Below are 18525 nucleotides of genomic sequence, written 5' to 3' on the forward strand. Positions count from 1 at the left end.
GTCGCGTGGACGAACATGCAGGCCTCCCGCCCCGCCCGGTGATCGGCGTGCTGCACCCCGGCGCCATGGGTGCGGCCCTCGGAGCAGCCCTCAAGCCCGTGGCCGGCGCCGTGATCTGGGCGGCCGCCGGACGCAGCAACGCCACGTCGAAGCGCGCGGAGCTCGCCGATCTCATCGGCGTACCCGACGTCGCCGCGCTGGCGGCCCGCTCGCACGTGATCGTCTCGATCTGCCCGCCGCACGCCGCCGTCGACGTGGCCGAGCAGGTGGCCGCGGCGCTGGCCGACCGCCCGGACCGGCCGATCTACGTCGACGCGAACGCCGTCTCCCCGGACACCGTGCGGCGGATCGGCACGGTCCTGGGCGCCGAGAACGTCGTGGACGGGGCGGTCATCGGGCCGCCGGCGTGGGAGGCCGGGCACACCGTGCTGTTGCTCTCCGGCGCGCACGCCGCCACGGTGGCGGAGCTGTTCGCCGGTTCGCCGTTCGAGGCCCGCGTGCTCGGCCCCGACCTGGGCTCGGCGAGCGCGCTCAAGGCCTGCTACGCGATGCAGAGCAAGGCGATGCCCGCGGTCTGGCTCGCGGTCGCCGCCGCCGCGCGCGGCTACGGCGTGCAGGACGCGCTGGGCGAGCTGCTGGCCCGCGACGGGGTGGACCTCGCCGGTGTCCTCGACAAACTGAGCGCGCAGGCCGGTCCGAAGGCCTGGCGCTGGGTGGGGGAGATGGAGGAGGCCGCCGACACGGTGGCCGGCGTGGGCGTACCCGACGGGTTCTCCCGGGCTGCCGCCGAGATGTACCGGCGGATGGCGCAGGACCACCCGGCGGATTCCTGAGGCGGATCGCGAAGGACCGAACGACCGCCGCCGCACCGGGGGGAGGGTAGGGCGGCGGCGGTCGACGGGGCGGGGTGTCGCCCCGGTCTCGTGGGCTAGTGGTCCACCAGGTCGGCGGTGTCTCGCGGGTCCTGGCTCCAGCCCCGGTTGGTTACCGATTTCCAACCGCGGTTGCCCGGCACGCCGACAACTGCCGCGCCGTCGACGACGGCTGCGGTTTCCTGTGACGTGCGGTGCATGTGGGACAGCTTGGACTGTTGTGGCTCATGAGATCCAATCGTCCCGAGAATCTCACTCGAAGGTGTTCCGACCAGCGGGCTTGACGTGCTTGCGCACCGGCGGCGGTTGTTGTCGGCCGTGGTGGTAGCCACGGGCTCCCGCAACGGAGGCGGTCGCTCCCGGTATCGCACGAGTGCGCGCGATCTTCGAGGCACCGGGTTCCGGCGCCTGATGTCGGGCATCACGTCGGCACCCGACCCGAACGGAATCATCGCACCGGAAAAGTACGGCATCGCATAAGCTCCCCTATCAGTCGTTCCGGCGGTGGGATCGTCGTCGTCAACCACTATTTGTGAGCCGCTCGCCACCGGATCAACCGTCATTACGGTATTAGATTGGATCGACGTGACGGGATCAGAATACGGCCTCGGCATTACCGTGTGGTTCACCGGTTTGCCCAGTTCCGGCAAGTCGACGATCGCCGCGGGACTCGCGGCGCAGCTACGCGACGAGGGATTGCGGGTCGAGGTGCTCGACGGCGACGAGATCCGGCGCAACCTCACCCCGGATCTCGGCTTCAGCCGTGCCGACCGGGAGGAGAACGTTCGGCGGATCGGTCACATCGCCACGCTCCTCGCACGCAATGGCGTCATCGTTCTCGTCCCGGTGATAGCGCCTTATGCAGAGGCTCGGGACAAGGTCCGTGCCGCACACGCCGAGTCGGGCGTGAAGTTCTTCGAGGTATACGTCGCGGCCCCTGCCGACGTGTGCGCCGATCGCGACGTCAAGGGGCTCTATGCGCTGCAACGTGCGGGCCGGCTGACCGGCCTGACCGGCGTGGACGACCCGTACGAGCCGCCCGCCGGACCGGAGTTGACCATCCCGACGCACGTGCAGACGGTCGACGAGTCGATCAGAACCGTGCGCGCCCTGCTGCCGACCTGAACGGGAGGACGGGAGCACGCGGCACGTCCGCATCTCGCGAGCCGGTCACGAGGGTGTCGTGACCGGCTCGCGGTGCACCCATCCCAGCAGGTCGGGTGCGGCGAGTTCGGTGACGCGTGCCGCATATTCCTGCAGGTCGGCATCGTCCAGCACGTCTACCCATTGCCTGCTCACCCCGCGGTTGAAGAACCGCTGGTTGTCCAGCCAGAAGCCGAATCGGGACTCCGGGACGAGGCGGGCGTCCCGGCGCATGTTCTCGAAGGTGCCCGCGTTCGCCAGTGACGGCCACGCCGACTCCGGCACGGTGATGTCGAGTCGCTGTGCGAGGCGGCGCATCTCGGCGAGCAGATCGGCCTTGAGGTCGTCGTAGTGCATGAGCACCACGTTGGCCGACTTCCGAGCCTCCCAGAACGTGCTGAGGTGGTGCAGCGTGAAGCGCAAACTGAAGAGGTGCTCCGTGACCGGGGCGTCGTCCAGCATCCACTGCCGGAAGTGGTCGCGTGCGGAGAGCTCCCGCGCCGTTTGCATCTGGGTGGGAATCTCGCCCACGTCGGCGGGCCCGACCGCTGATTCGCGTGCCCGCAGGAACGCTTCCGCATTCACGTTAGCCAGGTGGTTCCGCGACGAGATGCCGACATCTCGCGGGTCGCGGCCGACGCACACATAGGTCACCCGCGGGTCGAACGGCAACCCGTCCAGCGGCGTGTGCGTTTTGATGAACCTGCGATGTCGCTGCGCCTCCAGGGTCGCCAGCACCGAATCGTGCGACTGCGTCAGCGCGTCCAGCCATGGCGAGAGCGCGTCCAGGTCGCCGTCGAAGTCCGGCGTTCCGAACACCAGGAGAGCGCAGATCATCTGCGTCCAGGTGGTGCCGCTCTTCGCCGGGGTGCTGATCACGATGTCGTCGTCGCGGAACGTGAAGCCGTCCCAGCGCGCGTTGTCCTGGGCCAGCATCCGGTATCGCACCGTCATCCCGCTTCCTTCCGGGCGGCTCGCGAGGGCGTTGTGATCGGCGTGCGGTGGACCCATCCCAGTAGGTCAGGTGCGGCGAGCTCGGAGACGCGCGCCGCATATTCCCGCAGGTCGGCGTCGTCCAGCACACCGACCCACTGCCTGCTCACACCGCGGTTGAAGAATCTCTCCCTGTCCCGCCAGATCGCCCTGCCGGCTTCGGGGACGAGCCGGGCGGCCTGTTTACGCATGTTGTCGAACGTCGCTGCGCGCACCAGGGACGGCCACGCCGACTCCGGCACGGTGATGTCGAGTCGCTGTGCGAGGCGGCGCATCTCGCCGAGCAGATCGGCCTTGAGATCGTCGTAATGCACCATCACGACGTTCGCCGAGTTCCGCGCGTCCCAGAATGTGCCGAGGTGGTGCATCGTGTAGATCAGGGTGGCGTCGTTTTCCGTGACCGGCCGGTCGTCCAGCATCCAGCGCCGGAAATAGTCGCGTTCGGAGAGTTCCTGCGCGGTGTGCGCACGGCCGGCGAACACGCCCACGTCGGACGGCCCGACCGCTGCCTCGCGTGCTGCGAGGAACGCTTCCACGTTCACGTTCGCGCTGTGGCTCCGATGCGAGATGCCGACATCTCGCGGGTCGCGGCCGACGCACACGTAGGTGGCCCGGGCGTCGAATGGCAACCCGTCCAGCGGGATGTGCGTTTTGATGAACCTGCGGTGTTGCTGCGCCTCCAGGGCTGCCAGCACCGAATCGTGAGACTGCGTCAGCCCATCCATCCACGGCGAGAGCGCGTCGAGTTCGCGGTCGAAGTCCGGTGTTCCGAACACCAGTAGGGCGCAGATCATCTGCGTCCAGGTGGTGCCGCTCTTCGGTGGTGTGCTGATCACGATGTCGCCGTCGCGGAACGCGAAGCCGTCCCAGCGCGCGCTGTCCTGAAACACCGACCGGTATCGCACCACAGGGGCCATTCCTTTCCATACGTCGATCTGCAGTACAGGCCGGTCAGAATTGCGTGATCGGCTCGCGGTGGGCCCAATCCAGCAGGTCGGGCGCGGTGAACTCGGTGACTCGCGCCGCGTACTCATGCAGGTCGGTGTCGTCCAGCACGTCGACCCACTGCCCGCTCACGCCGCGGTTGAAGAACCGCTCATTGTCCCGCCAGACGGCTTTGCTGACATTGGGGACGAGTCGGGGAGCCTGCTTGCGCATGTCCTCGAAGGTCGCCGCACGCGCGAGCGATGGCCATGCCGACTCGGGCACGGTGATACCCAGCCGTACGGCGAGGCGGCGCATCTCGCCGAGCAGATCGGCCTTGAGATCGTCGTAATGCACCATGATCACGCCGGCCGACTCGCGCGCGTCCCAGAAGGTGGTGAGGTGGTGCATCGTGAAGCGCAGGGTGTAGTGGCTGCTCGTCACCGGTGTGTCGTCCAGCATCCAGTGCCGGAACCGGTCCCGCTCGGACGCCTCCTCGCTCACGGGCGCACTGGTGGGGGACACGTGCGCCAGGCCGGCCGCCTCTCGTGCCCGCACGACCGCTTCCAGGTCGATGTTCGCCCTGTGGTTGCCCAATGAGATGCCGGCATCTCGCGGGTCGCGACCGACGCACACGTAGGTCACCTGGGGATCGATGGGCAACCCGTCGAGCGGCGTGTGCGTCTTGATGAACCTGCGGTGCTGCTGAGCTTCCAGGGTGGCCAGCACCGACTCACGCGGCTCCAGCGACCAGTCGAGCCACGGCGAGAGCGCGTCCAGTTCGCGGTCGAAGTCCGGTGTTCCGAAAACCAGTAGGGCGCAGATCATCTGCATCCAGGTGGTGCCGCTCTTCGGCGGTGTGCTGATCACGATGTCGCCGTCGCGGAACGCGAAGCCGTCCCAGCGTGCGCTGTCGAAACCCACCATCCGGTATCGCTCCATACAGCCGTCCCTTTCTGCGCATCAGCCGGCAGTAAACGCTGAACCGCGGGGAGACGGCCTTGTCCGCGGGCGGCCCGTGAGTGATCGTACGACGTCCGGGCTACCCACCGTGGGTTATCAGCGGCGCCTACGCGACAAGTGCGATGACGGAGTTATCGGAGGATTCCAGCCGATACGGGCCCGGATTTGCGCGGAATGACCTACGGTCGCCGAATACCACCCGGCGGCCACCGTCGGGGTTGACGAGGTATGTCCCGTCTCCCCCGTGTACCACGATCTCGTCGCCGACGCGGAGCAGCAGCGGGGCATCGCGGCCCGAGCTGATCGCGATCCGGCCCGCGGAGATCCCTGCCAGCACGTCGTCGCCTGGGCACTGCACCCACGTCGTGGGTGCCCCGAGGGGACGGCCCTGCGCGGGGGAATGGAAGTCGCTGCCGCCGAGCGGGATCACGTCCGGGTCCCAGGCGAGCCACCAGGCCAGCGGCCCGCCCCAGCGCCGGTCCTGCCAGGTCCAGTGCCAGATCTCCGCGAAGCGGGGCCGGCGTGGCATCGGGTGCCGCCACGCGCAGTCGTTCGCCAGCGGGTGGTTGACCGACAGAAGGCCGCCCCGGCGCTCGGTCTCGGCCAGCCAGTCCGCGGCGGGGCGGCGGAAGTCGATCCATCCGATGTCGCCGAAGGCGTTGGCGTGCCCGGTGTCGCGCGTGACCTCCTGGCCGGGCAGCAGCAGGACGCCTGCGCGTCGCCCTGCGGCGGCCAGCGCGGGGTGGTGGCTCACGGTGTTGTGGTCGGTCACCGCGAGGAAGTCCAGTCCGCCCGCGGCGGCGAGGCAGGCCAGTTCGTCGACGGTCAGCGTGCCGTCGGAGTGCACGGTGTGGCTGTGCAGGTCACCGGCGAGCCAGCGCATGCCGGGCTCGGCGGGCAGGTCCCGGCGCGGCGGGCGCTCCCGGACGGGCGGCGGGGGCGAGACGTTCGGCGGCGTGGGTGGCGAGGCGGGCCCGGCCTCGGCCACCACCTCGTACTCCAGACCGTCGGCCGGCACCCGGTGCAGCCCGAGGCAGACGTGCCAGATGCCGCCCTCGAGCGGGCCGGGCAGGTAACCGGGCGTCGCCCACCCGGGTGTGATCGTGAACGAGTCACGGGCACCCCCGGACCAGCCGCGGAAACCGGCGGGTCCGAAACAGCCGAGGTCGAGCACGCCCGCGCTCCGGTCGAAGCCCAGCCGGACGGTCAGGGCGCCCGCGCCGTCGGGCACCTCCACGGGGAGCTCCCGGTAGAAGCCTTCGGCGCGGTCCTCCAGCGTCCACCGCCCGCGGTGCACGACCTGCGCCATGTCAGGTCCCGGCGGCGGCGAGCGCTGCGTCGTCCGCGGTCCGCTCGCTTCCCACGAGCTCGCCGTCGTCGTGCCGGTAGAGGAGCACGCGCTCCGGCACAGCGACCGCCCAGCCGCGGGAGCCGATCTCCGGTTCCTCCCCCTCGGGCACGGTCACCTGGACGATGCTCGGGCCCTCCGCGCCGGCGATCTCGAGCGAGACCAGCGATCCGACGCCCATGTTCTCGACGATCGCGACCACCCCGGCGAGCCCGGCAGGATCGGGCTCGGTGCGCAGGCCCATGTACTCGGGCCGGGCGGCGAAGACGAGCCGCTCGCCGTCGCTGACGTGCGGGCGTGCCTCCGCGGGCAGCGGCAGCGTGGCGCCCGCGACCCGCAGGGTGTCGCGGTCGACGGTGGCGTCGAGCAGGTTCATCGGGGTCGACCCGATGAAGCTCGCGACGAAGGTGCTGGTGGGACGCTGGAACACCTCGCGCGGGGTACCGACCTGACGGATCCGCCCCGCATCCATGACGGCCATGCGATCGCTCATCGCGAGCGCCTCGGCCTGGTCGTGGGTGACGAACACGGTGGTGACCCCGAGGTCACGCTGGAGCCGTTTGAGGAATGTGCGGGCCTCGAGTCGTAGCCGCGCGTCCAAGTTGGATAGGGGCTCGTCGAACAGGAACACCTGCGGGTGGGAGACCACGGCACGGGCCAGCGCCGCGCGCTGCTGCTGTCCTCCCGAGAGCTGGCCGGGCCGCCGGTCGAGCAGGTGGCCCAGGCTGAGCCCCTGCGCCGTCTCGTCGGCCCTGGCGTGGCGTTCCGGCTTGCCCACCTTCTTGATCCGCAGCGGGTAGGCGATGTTGTCGCGCACCGTCATGTGCGGGAAGAGCGCGTAGTCCTGGAAGACCATCGCGATGTCGCGCGCGCCCGGCGTGAGCCGGGTGACGTCGCGGCCGCCGATCTCGATGCTCCCACTCGTGACGGTCTCGAGGCCGGCGATCGACCGCAGCAACGTGGTCTTCCCGCACCCGGACGGGCCCAGCAGCGCGAAGAACTCGCCGTCGGCGATCGTGAGGTCGAGGCCGTCGACGGCACGCACCCCGTTCGGGTACTCCTTGACCAGCCGGCGCAGCTCGATGTCGGCCATCAGCGCTTGATCCCTCCGTGGAATCGGAACCCGTAGCGCCGGTTGACGAACACGTACATCGCGACGACGGGGATCGAGTAGAGCAACGAGAACGCCGAGATCAGGCCCAGATCGGCTTGCCCGCCCTCGGTGTAGAAGGTGTAGAGCACCACGGCAGCGGGCGACTTCTCGGGGCTGCGCAGCAGGATGAACGGGGTGAGGAAGTTGCCCCACACGTTCACGATCGTCCAGACGGCGATCGTCGCGATGCCCGGCCGCACCACCGGCAGCACCACGTCACGAAGGATCTGCAACGGCCCCGCTCCGAACACCCGCGCCGACTCCTCGTAGGAGCGCGGTGTGGCGTCCATGAAGTCCTTCAGGATGAAGATCGCCGCGGGGAGCAGCCCGCCGCTGAGCACGAGCACGACGCCCAACTGGGAGTCGATGAGGTCCAGCTCGAACATCAGCAGGAAGATCGGCACCATCGCCGCCGTGCCGGTGACGATCGACGAGAGCAGCAGCAGCACGTAGAGCAGCACGTCGCGGCCCGGGACGTGCACGCGGGACAGGGCGTAGGCCGCCAGTGCACCGAACACGGTGACGAGCACCATGCTCCCCAGCGCGAGCAGCACGGAGTTGCCCAGCGAGATCAGCGCGTAGGGGTTCTCCAGCAGGTCCGTGAAGTTGTCCCAGGTCCACTGCGGCAGTGACGCGCTGAGCGTCGGCGTGCGGTCGAAGGGCGCGAACAGCAGCCACAGGACGGGGACCGCCATGAACGCCGTGATCAGCGCGATGAGCACGTAGAACGCCACGCGTCCGACGAGCGCGCGCGGTGTGAGTACGGGGTTCACGTGCGCCGCTCCCGGAGCAGACGTAGGTAGATCACGGCGATGACGAGGTTGATCAGGAGCATGATCAGCGAGATCGCGCTGCCGAAGCCGAGCTGCCCGTCGAAGATCGCGGTCTGGTAGACGAAGACCGGAAGGATCTCGGAGCGGTCGTTCGGGCCACCGGCCGTGATCAGGTACGGGGCGAAGTCGTTGAACGTCCAGAGGCTGATCAGCAGCAGGTTGGTGAGCACGTGCCCCCGGATGTGCGGGAACACCACGTCGCGCAGCTGCTGCCACCCGGACGCCCCGGCCATGCGAGCGGTCTCCAGCTGCGAGGGCGGCACCGCGTTCAGTGCGGCGCTGAAGAGCAGCATCGAGAACGCCGTGCCCCGCCAGGTGTTGAACACGATGATCGAGAGCATCGGGTACTCGAGCAGCCAGGCCATCCCCGGTGTGCCGAGCAGCGCGTTGAGCGTGCCCGAGTCCCGGTCCAGCAGCGCGATCCAGAGGAAGGCGACGACCGAGCCGGGCAGGATCCAGGCCAGCATCACCAGTGACTCGACGACGGTGCGTACCACTCGCGGAACGCTGCGCATCGTCCAGGCGAGGACGAACCCGAGCACCGACTGCCCGATCACGGCCGAGCCCAGCACGTAGAGCAGCGTCAGCCAGAGCGAGTTCAGGAACTCGGGGTCGGAGAGCGCGTGGGTGTAGTTGTCGAGGCCGACGACCTGGGGCCGCGCCGCGGCGATGCCGGTGAGCCGATAGTTCGTGAGCCCCAGGTAGAGCGTCCACAGGGCGGGGTAGACGAGGAAGACGCCGATCAGGGCCAGTGCCGGCACGACGAACGCCGAGGCCCGGATCCGTCCGAGGCCTGCGGCGTCCGTCGGGACGGTGGGGGCGGCGCCCCTGCTGACGCCCGTGTCAGCCGGTGGTGATGTTGTCAGCGCCACCGAGTGCACCCTCCAGAGCGGTCCGGTACTGCTGTGCCGCCTGGTCCGGTGCGGTGCCCGAGACCACGGCCGCCGTTGCCTCCTGCAGCGCCTGGGAGACCTGCGGGTACTCCGCAAGTCCCGGGCGGTACGCGGTGAGCGGAAGCACCTGCTCGGCGACGAAGCTGAGCATCGGGTCGCGGCCGAGCACCTCGGCGTTGACGTCATCGCGCTGGGTGATGCGGGCGGTGTCGCCCAGCTGGGCGCGCACGGCCTCGGCGGAGTTCATGAACGCCAGCAGCTGCCAGGCCTGCTGCGGGTACTTCGTGGCCGGGTTGATCGCGCGCATCGACCCGCCGGACATGCTCACGAAGTCCTGACCCGAAAGACCCTTGCCGGGCTGCTCGGCCGGGATCTTCGCGTAGCCGACGACCTGGTCGCGGTTCGCCATCGGGGCGATGCCGTCCTTCGGCGCGACGACCGAGCGCCAGAAGTAGTCGCTCTCCAGCAGGATGCCGACGCGTCCTGCCGCGAACTCCTGGAACGACTTGTCCCGGCCCTTCGCCTCCTGCTGCAGTTGCGGGTCGCCGAGGCCGCCGCCGTAGATCTGCTGGTAGAGGCCGAGCACGTCGCGCAGTTGCGGCGAGTCGCCCATCCACTTGCCGTCGGTGTTGAGATGCGCGCCCGTGCCGGCGAGCAGGGGGAGCACCCCTTGCATCGTGGTGGCCTCACCCATCGCGGTGCCCGCGTTGAGCTGGATCGGGTCGACGCCGGGCAGCTGCTTGAGGCGCGTGGCGGCGTCGATGACCTCCTGCCAGCTCGTGGGCTGCCAGTCGGCGGGCAGGCCCGCGCGGGCGAAGAGCTCCTTGTTGTAGAAGAGCACGCGGCCGTCGGTGCCGTACGGGATGCCGTAGCGCTTGCCGTCGAACGACGCGAGCTGCTCGACGGTGTCGGGGATCTGCGCCCAGCCGTCCCACGACTCCGCGGCCGGGCCCACGGCCTCGTCGAGCGGCTGGATGTAGCCGGCCTGTGCGAACTCACCCACCCAGATGCCGTCGAGGGAGACGACGTCCGCTCCGCCGCCGCTGCGCATGTCGAGCGAGAGCTTGGTCTTGAACTGCTCGTCGTCGACACCGGAGGGCTGGAGCGTGACCGTGGCCTGCACGCCCTGGTCGGCCATCCGCTTCGTGAACTCGGGGATGATGTAGTTGACGATCCAGTCCGCCTCCTGGGCGTTCTTCCCGCCCTGGGCGACGTTGGCCGCGATCGTCAGCGTGACGGTCTTGGCGTCCGCGTTGCGCTGCGGGTCGCCCGCGTCGGAGCTTCCTCCGCCCGCGCAGCCCGCGAGCGCGAGCGCGGCCACCGCCGAGAGCGCCACCGCGATCCGTGCTGTCCTGCCTGGCATACCCACCTCGTGCGTACGTGACGACAATGATCAGCGGGACTATGTCATGACTTATGTTCGTCGTCGATGACAGTTGGGTCTCGGCTCACCGTCTGGTCAGCGCCACTTCGAACGAGTACCGCGAGGCGCGATAGAGGTGATCGCCGTACTCCACCACGACGCCCCGGTCGTCGAACGTCGTGCGGCGCATCGTGAGCAGCGGGGCGCCCCGCTGCTCGTCGAGGAGGCGGGCCTCCGCCCCGGACGCCTTGCGGGCGCCGATGCTCTGCTGCGCGGCGGCAAGGGTGATTCCGGCCTCACGCAGCACCTCGTAGAGGCCGCGGTGTTCGAGCACCGCGGGGTCGAGCTGCACGAGATCGGCTCGCAGGTGGTTGCGCATGATGGCGAGGGGCTCACCACGTGTTCGGCGCAGGCGCTCCAGCGTGAGCACCGCGGTGCCCTCCGGGACCTCCAACGTCGCTGCGACCACACCCGAGGCGGCCCCCACGCTGTGGGAGAGCAGGGTCGTGGTCGGTTGCTGCCCGGAGCCGGAGAGGTCGTCGTAGAGGCTGGTCAGGCCCACGGGGCGACGCACTCGCGCCCGGGCGACGTGTGTGCCCACGCCACGCCTGCGCACCAGCAGGCCCTTGTCCACCAGGTACTGGATCGCCTGGCGCATGGTGGGCCGGGAGAGGCCGAGCTCCTCGGCGAGGGCGATCTCGTTGTCCAATCGCGAACCCGGTGGGAGCTCGCCCGACTCGATGGCCTGCTCGAGCTGGCGGGCGACCTGGAAGTAGAGCGGCACCGGGCTGGCACGGTCGACGACGACCTGCGGACGGTCGGGCATCATCGGCTCCTCGTCAGCCACATCGCGTCGCCGGCTCTCGGGTCATCCGTCGAACCTGAGCGTTGCGATCTCCCAGGGACGCAGGGGCAGCTCCACGGTTCCCTCGGTCACGGGCAGCTCCCGCCCGGGCGTGCCGCGCAGGTCGACGGTGCGGGCGGTGCCGAACCGGCCGCGCACCACCGCTGTGACCGGCTCCGGGCTCTGTGCCACCAGGCGTGCCTCGAGCACGCCGTCCCGGCGTCGCACGCTCGTCAGGACCGCACCGTCGACGGTGAGACCGTGGTGGCTCTCCAGGGGTCCACCGGGCAGGCTCTGGCCCGCGGCGGCGTGCAGCGGATGCCGGTACCGGTCGGCCGTCGCGACGAGCTCGGCGTCGACCCAGCTCCCGGCGTGCGGCAGCACCGCGAGCGTGACGGTGGTGGTGCCGATCATCTGTGCCTGCGGTGTGGGGATCTGCGGTCCCGCAGGCTCCTCGCGGTACGGGTGCACGTTGCGGCTGATCTGTCCCGTGCAGCGCAGCACGGTCAGCGCGAGCTCGCCTGCCGTGTCGTCACCGAGTAGCTCGTACTCACAGGCCTGGGTGAGCAGGAGCCCCGCACCGCCCGCGTCGACGAAGCCGTGGGCCGGGAACGTCGGGAGCGGGTACTCGCCGCTGGGCGCCCCGGCGGCCGAGTGGACGTCGAGCTGCTCGCCGCCCTCGGCCGTGCGTCCCCGCTCCACCACCGCGAACTGGCCCTCGGCGTGCGAGACGGCGGCCGCACGGGCCACCGGGACGTGGAGCCGGACGCGGTGGTCGGCGCTGCGGTTGTCGATCGCGAGCTCCAGCCGGACGAACGGCTCGCCCGCCCGCAGCTCCACCCGCATCGAGACGGACGCCGGTTCGCTCGCCGCGCCGCGCCGGTCGTGCGCCCAGTCCATCGCGGCGGGCCACGAGTAGCTGCGTACCACCGTGAACGCGGCTCGAAACGGCCCGGACTCCGCCGCGGTGATCACGATCGTGTCCGGTGTCTCGAGCAGCGCGTCCGTGGCGGGCGGTGCGTAGTTGTAGGTGTCGCCCCGGTCGCCGCCGTCGACGATCCGGCCCACTCCGTCGAGCACCGTGCCGTCGGCCGCGACGATCCGTAGTGTGCCGTCGTCGTGGACGGTCACGCTCACCAGGCCGTTGTCCAGGCAGTGGTTGTCCATGCCGGGGTCTGACGCCTGCACGGGCCGCGTCGCCGCGGCGTCCTCGGCGGGCACCGGTCGCACCGAGCTCCAGCCCAGCGCCGGCGCCGTCACCAGCCCGGTGACCACCCGGCGTTCCTGCGCCTGCAGTCGCACCGTCCAGGTGCCCGACACGGCCGCCGCCTCCACAGCGGCGCGCAGGGCGTCGATGTCGAAGGGTTCCTCACCGCCGTGGCGAGCCAGCTCGAACTGCAGCACCCGCTCGTCGGCGTGCACGGCCCAGGAGACGATCTCGAGGCCGAACAGCTCGCGCCCGTGGATGCGCGGGAAGAAGGTGGGCAGTTCCGCGGCGCCGATCCGCTCCTCGTGCAGCAGCGCAGCGGTGCGGTTCTCCACCTGCGCCGGGAGCACCGTGCCGTCGGCCTGCTGCAGCGCGACCGCGGGCCAGGAAGCGGGAATCTCCAGGTCCAGCGTCACGAGGTCGGTGCGGTCGGCCGCCGACGGGTTGGCGACGACGATCGCGTCCCGGGGGACGTCGCGAGCGATCGCGCTGATCACCCGGTCGCGCACGGCCTGGCCCAGGTGCTCGGCCTCGGTGATGCGGGCGAACACCTGCACCGCGGTCTCGTCGACGCCGCATCCCGTGACGGAGTCGTGCCCCGATGCGTCGACGAGCCGCCACCAGGCCATGTCCAGGAACCGCTGCGGCCACACCGGCGACCACAGAGCGGCGAACGGCTCGGCGTAGCGCTCCACCATCCGCTCGGCTCGGGCCATGGCCTGCTTGAGGTGCGGACGCACCGAGAGCACACCGGGCAGGATGTTGGCCCCCGCGTGGCTGCGCAGCTCACCGCGCACCACGGCGATGTCGCTCGCGCCGGCGTCGCGGGCGGTGATGTAGTCGCCCAGCGTGGTGATCTCCATGCGCACAGGAGAGTCGGCGTCCTCCAACCCCGTGACGAGCTCGACGAGCGAGCGCACGGGGGCCGAGTGGTCGGTGCCGTACATGCCGAGAACCGGTTCCGCGCCGAACACCGGACGCAGCGTGGCCTCCAGGGCCACGGTCCGCTGCGCGAACCGGGTGGGGTCGGCGAAGAGCGACGCCGCGTTGCCGTAGCCGCGCACCAGGTACTCCACGCGCACGGCGCTGCCGTCGGGGGCGACCCAGCGGAAGGCGTGCCCGTCGACCGCTGCCGGTACCCCGCGCCAGAGGCAGGCGTGCTCGAAGCCCGCGGCCGCCAGGATCTGCGGCATCTGTGCGCAGTGGCCGAACTCGTCGGGGAGGTATCCGACCGGCATCGCGCCGCCGAGCTCGTCGGCCCGCGCGCGCCCCAGTTCCAGGTTGCGGATGATGTTCTCGCCGGAGACCAGGAACTCGTCGAGCAGGATCTGCCAGGGGCCGACGGCGAGCTGGCCGCGCTGGACCAGCTGCGCGATCCGGTCGCGGTTCTCACCGCGGACCTCGAGGTAGTCGTCGACCGCGGCCATCTGCCCGTCGAGGGTGAAGCGGAAGCGGGGATCGGCCTCCGCCCAGGCCAGCACGTCGTCGAGCAGGTCGACGAGCCGCAGCCGGAAGCGCTGGAACGGCTCGTACCACTCCCGGTCCCAGTGCGTGTGCGGCACCAGGTGGACCGTCCCCACACCGGCCGCCTGCGCCACTGCGCCGGTGGTCGCTGCCCCCGTGGTGAGCGTCCCGGTCGTCGTACCGGTCATGCGCTGACTGCCTCGCTTCGATCGGATTGCTCAGGCCGTGCATTGGTCCTGACAACCTAACGATCTTTGGCGAGTATGTCGATGCTGGCCGATTTGTCCCTCGACATCCCCGTGGTGACATCTGCAGAACGGCAGGCGACGGGGCCACAAAATACAGTGCCTAGGTGGTCACCCGAATCCACGCGCACCGCGCTGCGGCAACAGGACTCCTTCCGGACGGACGGCGATCGTGTCCGCGCTGAAGCCGGACGTGGTGCCGGATCCGTCGGATCCGCAGCAGGCGATGCGGCTCGTGGCCGGGCGGTTGCTCGACACCCGCCTGGACGAGCTCGTGCACCGCGCGGTGGAGCGGTTGTGGGCCGACGAGTCGGAGTACGCGACGTCGGAGGTCAGCCGCGGCGACCTCGCCACGATGATGCGCAAGACCCTGGCGCTGGCGCTCACCCGGGCAGCGGGGCGGCCCATCCCGCCGGACATCATCGATGCCGCTGTCGAAGCAGGCCAGGTGCGTGCACGTCAGCGCCTGCCGTTGCCCGCCCTGCTGCACGCGTTCCGGATCGATCTGCGGATCCTGTGGGAGGCGGTCATCGACGAAGGCCGGGCGAGCGGCGTGTCGGCCAACGAGTCGTTCGTCGAGGGCTCGGTCCTGCTGTGGGAGGCGGTCGAGCGGAACACGGCGGAGATGGTCGACGCCTATCGCACCACCGAGCACGACATGGCGCTGGATCTCGACGAGCTGCGACACGCGGCCTTCGAACAGCTGATCGGCGCGGGGGACGGGGACCAGGCAGCGGTGCGTGAGGCCGCCAAGCGCCTCGACCTCCCCGCCGACGGGCGGCTGCTGGTCGTGGTGGCCGAGGACGTACCGCATCGGCACGAGGCCGGCCGGACGGTCACCTCCTTGCTGCGTTCGCTCGGGCTGCCTCACTACCCGGCCTGGCGTGCCGACGAGCTGTGCCTGCTCGTCCTGCTCGGAGATCGGCAGGCCGAGGACGTGCTCCCGGCGCTCCATGCCCTCTCGGCGTGGCGCTGCGGAGCGTCCGTGGCCGATGGGCTCGCCGCGGTGCCCCGCGCAGTGCGCCTGGCGCGGGCCGTGATCCGATCGATGCCGGACCCGGGGCTGCACATGCTCGGCTCCTCGTGGCTGGCGGCCGTCGTCTACGCCGACAGCGAGCTCGGGGGTGCACTGGCCCATGACGTGCTCGGCAAGATCCTCGCGCTGCCGGACCACGAGCGTGAGGCGATGTTCGAGGCCCTCGAGAACTACCTGTACGGAGAGGGCTCCGTGCGCGAGGTGGCCGAGAAGATCTACCGCCACCGCAACACGGTTCGGAACCGGTTGCAGGCGATCGAGCGGATCACCGGCCTCAGCCTGTCCCGTCCGCGAGACCTGGCCGCCCTGACCCTGGCCGTCGAGTGGCTGAACGGCCCGGGCAGCCGTCCGGTCAGCGGTTGAGCAGCACCGCGTCGAGTGCTTCTGCGAAGAGATCGACGTGCTCGCGGCCGAACACCATCGGTGGCTTGATCTTGAGCACGTTGTCCAGCGCGCCGGTGGGATAGACGATCACGCCCCGATCCTTGAGGCCCTCGGCGATCTCCAGTGCCTCCGACACGGCGGGTTCCTTGCTCGCCCGGTCACGGACGAGCTCGATGCCGAGGTAGAGGCCACGGCCGCGCACGTCGCCGATCAGCTGGTGCCGGTCCTTGAGGTCCTCCAGCACGCCGAGGAAATAGGTGCCGACCTCTCCGGCGTGTGCCTGCAGCCCGTCCTGGACCACCACGTCGAGCACGCTCTGCCCGATGGCGCACGACACGGGGTTGCCGCCGAAGGTGTTGAAGTACTTCATGCCGGTGTCGAAGGCGTCGGCGATCTCGCGTGTGGTGACGACCGCAGCCATCGGATGCCCGTTGCCCAGCGGCTTGCCCATCGTCACGATGTCCGGCACGACTCCCTGCAGCTCGAAGCCCCAGAACGCCTCGCCGAGTCGGCCCAGCCCCACCTGCACCTCGTCGGAGATGCACAGTCCGCCGACGGCCCGTACGGCCGCGAACGCGTCCTGCAGGTAGCGGTCGGGCAGCACGATGTTCCCGGCCGTGCCCATCAGGGACTCCGCGATGAATCCCGCGGGAGCGCGGCCCTCCGCCGTGAGCCGCGCAGCCGTGGCGGCGACCTCGGCCGCATAGTGGGCGCCGGCGTCGGGGTCGTCGTGCCCGTAGGCGCCCCGGTAGCGGTCGGGACGCGATACCTCGTGCGTGGTGGGCGGCGCGCCGGCCCCTCCTCGTCCCTTGTATCGGTTGGGGCTGATGCCGGTGACGGCCGTGGTGTTGCCGTGGTAGGCGCCGTCGATCACGATCATGTCCTCGCGCCCGGTGACCTGCCGCGAGATCCGCAGGGCCAGATCGTTCGCCTCGCTGCCGGTGCAGACGAGGAACACCACCTCGAGCGGCGCCGGCAGCGTCGCGCAGAGCCGTTCGGCGTAGGCAGCGATGCCCTCGTAGATGAACCGGCTGTTGGTGTTGAGCTTGCTCATCTGCCGCGCCGCCGCTGCGGCCACCCGCGGTTCGGCGTGGCCCACGTGCGACACGTTGTTGATCGCGTCGAGATAGCCGAAGCCGTCCTCGTCGTAGAGCCAGACGCCGCGCCCCCGTACGAGATTCATCGGACGCCGGTAGTAGGCGCGCTGCGAGCGGCCGAACCGGCGCTCGCGCAGCGCCACCACGTCGTGGACGTCCATCCGCGGCTGTTGGGCGGGTTCGAGCCCGAGCAGGGCCGACGGATCGGGGGAGAGCCGCGACCAGACCGGAACGTCGTCCGGCCGCACCCACCGGGGCGGCGGCTCGGCCGCGAGCTCGGCGGAGGTGACCAGCTGCACCTGAACACGGTCCCGGCCGGTCCCGAGGGCCGTTCCGGCGTCGATCTCCATTCCGTCGGAGACGGCCGGTTCCAGACCCCACCAGCATGTCCACACGCGGTCATGGCGCACCACCAGCGGCTCAGCGGTGCGCTCGACCACGCCGGCGAGCGGTGTTCGGAGCGGCTCCCCCTCCGAGGGGAACAACGTGACCCCGAGCTGCACCGTGGCCGCACGGGCCGACCGCTGCGACGCGTGCAGCAGGGACGCCGTCAGATGCCGGGCGACACCGGTGGTCCTGCCGCGCCGGCGGGCGATCGCCGCCGTCACGGCGTCGGGATCGCTCCAGTCCAGATCGTCGTACAGATCGCTTCGGGGGGTGAGATCGAGCTCGGTGAGCGCTCCCTGCACCACGGCCGCCTGCCCGGTGACAGCAGGCGCCGGTGCCGCCTCGAAGCCGCAGGCGTCGCGGAAGGTGGCCTCGGCCAGTGCCGGGCTGATCTCGACGATCCGGGCCAGTGCCGGCCAGGTGTGCCGCATCCGTTCCTTGGCGTACCGGTTGTCGCTGGTGGTGAGCCGCCGCGTCCAGGTGGTGGCGTTCACGCACAGCCGGGCGGCGGCGAGCGGGAAGACCACCGAGATCTCGGCATCGGTGAGCGGCACGACCGAATGGAAGCCGGCCACAACCGCGGCCGCGGCCGCGAGGGGATCGTCCTTCCGCAGCATTGCGTACGCGGCTGCGATCGCCACCTCCGCCACTCGGATGGTGAAGAGTGCGTCGCCGACGTCGAGCACCCCGCTGACGTGCACCCCGGTGTCGCCATCGGGGAGCACGAGCACGTTGAAGTCGTTCATGTCCTGGTGCACGACGCCCGTCGGCAGCCCGTCGAGCGTGGCGCCGACACGGTCGAACCAGGTCAGCACGTGTTCGACGGTTCTGCGGTTGCGCTCGTCCGGGACGAAACCGAGACCCGCGTCGATGGCCGTCGCGGCCTTGCGCACGTCCCAGTGGTGGGACCGGACCCCGGCCCGCACCGGCAGGTCGGCCAAGGCGCGGGTGAGCCGGCCGGCGACGCGGCCGAGTTCGGTGAGCAGCGCCGGCGGGTGTTGCTCGATCTCCGCGAACAGGGTGCCGGGCAGCCAGGTGAGCAGGCGGACGGCGTAGGAGCCGACGGCGACGAGCTCTGCACCGGACGTGGCGGGAACCAGCCGCGAGACCGGCAGGTCCGGCGCGCGATCGGCCAGATGCGACAGCACATCGGCCTGCCAGCGCAGCGAGACGTCGTCAATGGAGCCCGCAGAGGCCTTGAACAAGAACTGGCGGCCATCGGCGGTGCCGATCCGAACATTGTGATCGCTCTCGCCGCCGAGCACCTCCTGCTCCGCCACGTCGAGGCCATAATGCTGCTTCAGCGCCGTCTCGATATCGAATGGCTCCACGTCGTCGAGTCAATTCCACCCCTACGACGGGCGCAATGTGCGTGC

At 70.3% G+C, this 18525-nt stretch carries 15 protein-coding genes; 3 read left to right on the forward strand and 12 right to left on the reverse strand.

Annotation, left to right across the window (positions count from 1 at the left end; genetic code table 11):
• Positions 1–5 precede the first annotated feature (5 nt).
• On the forward strand, positions 6–833 hold the full coding sequence (locus tag ACQPZQ_RS23155; protein ID WP_433283928.1) for a DUF1932 domain-containing protein: 828 nt from the start codon (positions 6–8) through the stop codon (positions 831–833).
• Between the two features lie 95 nt (positions 834–928).
• Here ACQPZQ_RS23155 and ACQPZQ_RS23160 read toward each other — a convergent pair whose 3' ends face one another.
• Positions 929–1072, reverse strand: coding sequence for a hypothetical protein (locus tag ACQPZQ_RS23160; protein WP_433283930.1), 144 nt, complete (start codon positions 1070–1072; stop codon positions 929–931).
• A 304-nt stretch (positions 1073–1376) separates the two neighbouring features.
• Between ACQPZQ_RS23160 and cysC the strand changes: the two genes are divergently transcribed.
• The gene (gene cysC / locus ACQPZQ_RS23165) at positions 1377–1997 is read left to right on the forward strand and encodes an adenylyl-sulfate kinase (protein ID WP_433283932.1); all 621 of its coding nucleotides are present in this window, start codon (positions 1377–1379) and stop codon (positions 1995–1997) included.
• Positions 1998–2042: 45 nt separating this feature from the next.
• Here cysC and ACQPZQ_RS23170 read toward each other — a convergent pair whose 3' ends face one another.
• From ACQPZQ_RS23170 to ACQPZQ_RS23215, 10 genes are all read right to left on the reverse strand, one after another.
• Entirely contained in the window at positions 2043–2969 is a 927-nt protein-coding gene (locus ACQPZQ_RS23170) for a sulfotransferase domain-containing protein (RefSeq protein ID WP_433283934.1), read from the reverse strand.
• Positions 2966–3916, reverse strand: a complete 951-nt coding sequence (locus ACQPZQ_RS23175; protein ID WP_433283936.1) for a sulfotransferase domain-containing protein — start codon at positions 3914–3916, stop codon at positions 2966–2968. The genes ACQPZQ_RS23170 and ACQPZQ_RS23175 overlap by 4 nt, the downstream gene beginning before the upstream one ends.
• 43 nt (positions 3917–3959) lie before the next feature.
• Complete coding sequence (locus ACQPZQ_RS23180; RefSeq protein WP_433283938.1) at positions 3960–4874, reverse strand: sulfotransferase domain-containing protein; 915 nt, start codon at positions 4872–4874, stop codon at positions 3960–3962.
• A gap of 127 nt (positions 4875–5001) precedes the next feature.
• Positions 5002–6204, reverse strand: coding sequence for a CehA/McbA family metallohydrolase (locus ACQPZQ_RS23185; protein ID WP_433283940.1), 1203 nt, complete (start codon positions 6202–6204; stop codon positions 5002–5004).
• Between the two features lies 1 nt (position 6205).
• Complete coding sequence (locus tag ACQPZQ_RS23190; RefSeq protein WP_433283942.1) at positions 6206–7336, reverse strand: ABC transporter ATP-binding protein; 1131 nt, start codon at positions 7334–7336, stop codon at positions 6206–6208.
• Positions 7336–8169: a carbohydrate ABC transporter permease gene (locus tag ACQPZQ_RS23195; RefSeq protein ID WP_433283944.1), complete on the reverse strand. Its 834-nt coding sequence runs from the start codon at positions 8167–8169 to the stop codon at positions 7336–7338. The genes ACQPZQ_RS23190 and ACQPZQ_RS23195 overlap by 1 nt, the downstream gene beginning before the upstream one ends.
• Positions 8166–9101 carry a carbohydrate ABC transporter permease gene (locus tag ACQPZQ_RS23200; RefSeq protein ID WP_433283946.1) on the reverse strand — a complete coding sequence of 312 codons (936 nt, stop codon included), beginning with the start codon at positions 9099–9101 and terminating at the stop codon, positions 8166–8168. The genes ACQPZQ_RS23195 and ACQPZQ_RS23200 overlap by 4 nt, the downstream gene beginning before the upstream one ends.
• A complete protein-coding gene (locus ACQPZQ_RS23205; protein ID WP_433283948.1) occupies positions 9073–10485 on the reverse strand; it encodes an extracellular solute-binding protein in 1413 nt (470 codons plus the stop codon). Before ACQPZQ_RS23205 ends, ACQPZQ_RS23200 begins: the two co-directional genes overlap by 29 nt.
• 85 nt (positions 10486–10570) lie before the next feature.
• Complete coding sequence (locus ACQPZQ_RS23210; protein WP_433283950.1) at positions 10571–11314, reverse strand: GntR family transcriptional regulator; 744 nt, start codon at positions 11312–11314, stop codon at positions 10571–10573.
• Positions 11315–11353: 39 nt separating this feature from the next.
• Positions 11354–14188 (reverse strand): hypothetical protein, encoded by a 2835-nt coding sequence (locus ACQPZQ_RS23215; protein WP_433283952.1) that lies wholly within the window; start codon positions 14186–14188, stop codon positions 11354–11356.
• Between the two features lie 229 nt (positions 14189–14417).
• Between ACQPZQ_RS23215 and ACQPZQ_RS23220 the strand changes: the two genes are divergently transcribed.
• Complete coding sequence (locus tag ACQPZQ_RS23220; protein ID WP_433283954.1) at positions 14418–15644, forward strand: PucR family transcriptional regulator; 1227 nt, start codon at positions 14418–14420, stop codon at positions 15642–15644.
• Here the strand turns inward: ACQPZQ_RS23220 and ACQPZQ_RS23225 are convergent.
• A complete protein-coding gene (locus ACQPZQ_RS23225) occupies positions 15634–18480 on the reverse strand; it encodes an aminotransferase class III-fold pyridoxal phosphate-dependent enzyme (protein WP_433283956.1) in 2847 nt (948 codons plus the stop codon). The genes ACQPZQ_RS23220 and ACQPZQ_RS23225 overlap by 11 nt on opposite strands.
• Positions 18481–18525 lie beyond the last annotated feature (45 nt).

This window comes from Pseudonocardia sp. CA-142604 (assembly GCF_050948475.1).
GTDB lineage: Bacteria > Actinomycetota > Actinomycetes > Mycobacteriales > Pseudonocardiaceae > Pseudonocardia > Pseudonocardia alaniniphila.

What these genes read in the sequence shown, in the direction of transcription:
- ACQPZQ_RS23160 (WP_433283930.1), bottom strand. Translation starts at nt 1,072, where the DNA reads ATGCACCGCACGTCACAGGAAACCGCAGCCGTCGTCGACGGCGCGGCA.
- ACQPZQ_RS23210 (WP_433283950.1), bottom strand. Translation starts at nt 11,314, where the DNA reads ATGATGCCCGACCGTCCGCAGGTCGTCGTCGACCGTGCCAGCCCGGTG.
- ACQPZQ_RS23215 (WP_433283952.1), bottom strand. Translation starts at nt 14,188, where the DNA reads ATGACCGGTACGACGACCGGGACGCTCACCACGGGGGCAGCGACCACC.
- ACQPZQ_RS23180 (WP_433283938.1), bottom strand. Translation starts at nt 4,874, where the DNA reads ATGGAGCGATACCGGATGGTGGGTTTCGACAGCGCACGCTGGGACGGC.
- ACQPZQ_RS23170 (WP_433283934.1), bottom strand. Translation starts at nt 2,969, where the DNA reads ATGACGGTGCGATACCGGATGCTGGCCCAGGACAACGCGCGCTGGGAC.
- ACQPZQ_RS23205 (WP_433283948.1), bottom strand. Translation starts at nt 10,485, where the DNA reads ATGCCAGGCAGGACAGCACGGATCGCGGTGGCGCTCTCGGCGGTGGCC.
- ACQPZQ_RS23185 (WP_433283940.1), bottom strand. Translation starts at nt 6,204, where the DNA reads ATGGCGCAGGTCGTGCACCGCGGGCGGTGGACGCTGGAGGACCGCGCC.
- ACQPZQ_RS23190 (WP_433283942.1), bottom strand. Translation starts at nt 7,336, where the DNA reads ATGGCCGACATCGAGCTGCGCCGGCTGGTCAAGGAGTACCCGAACGGG.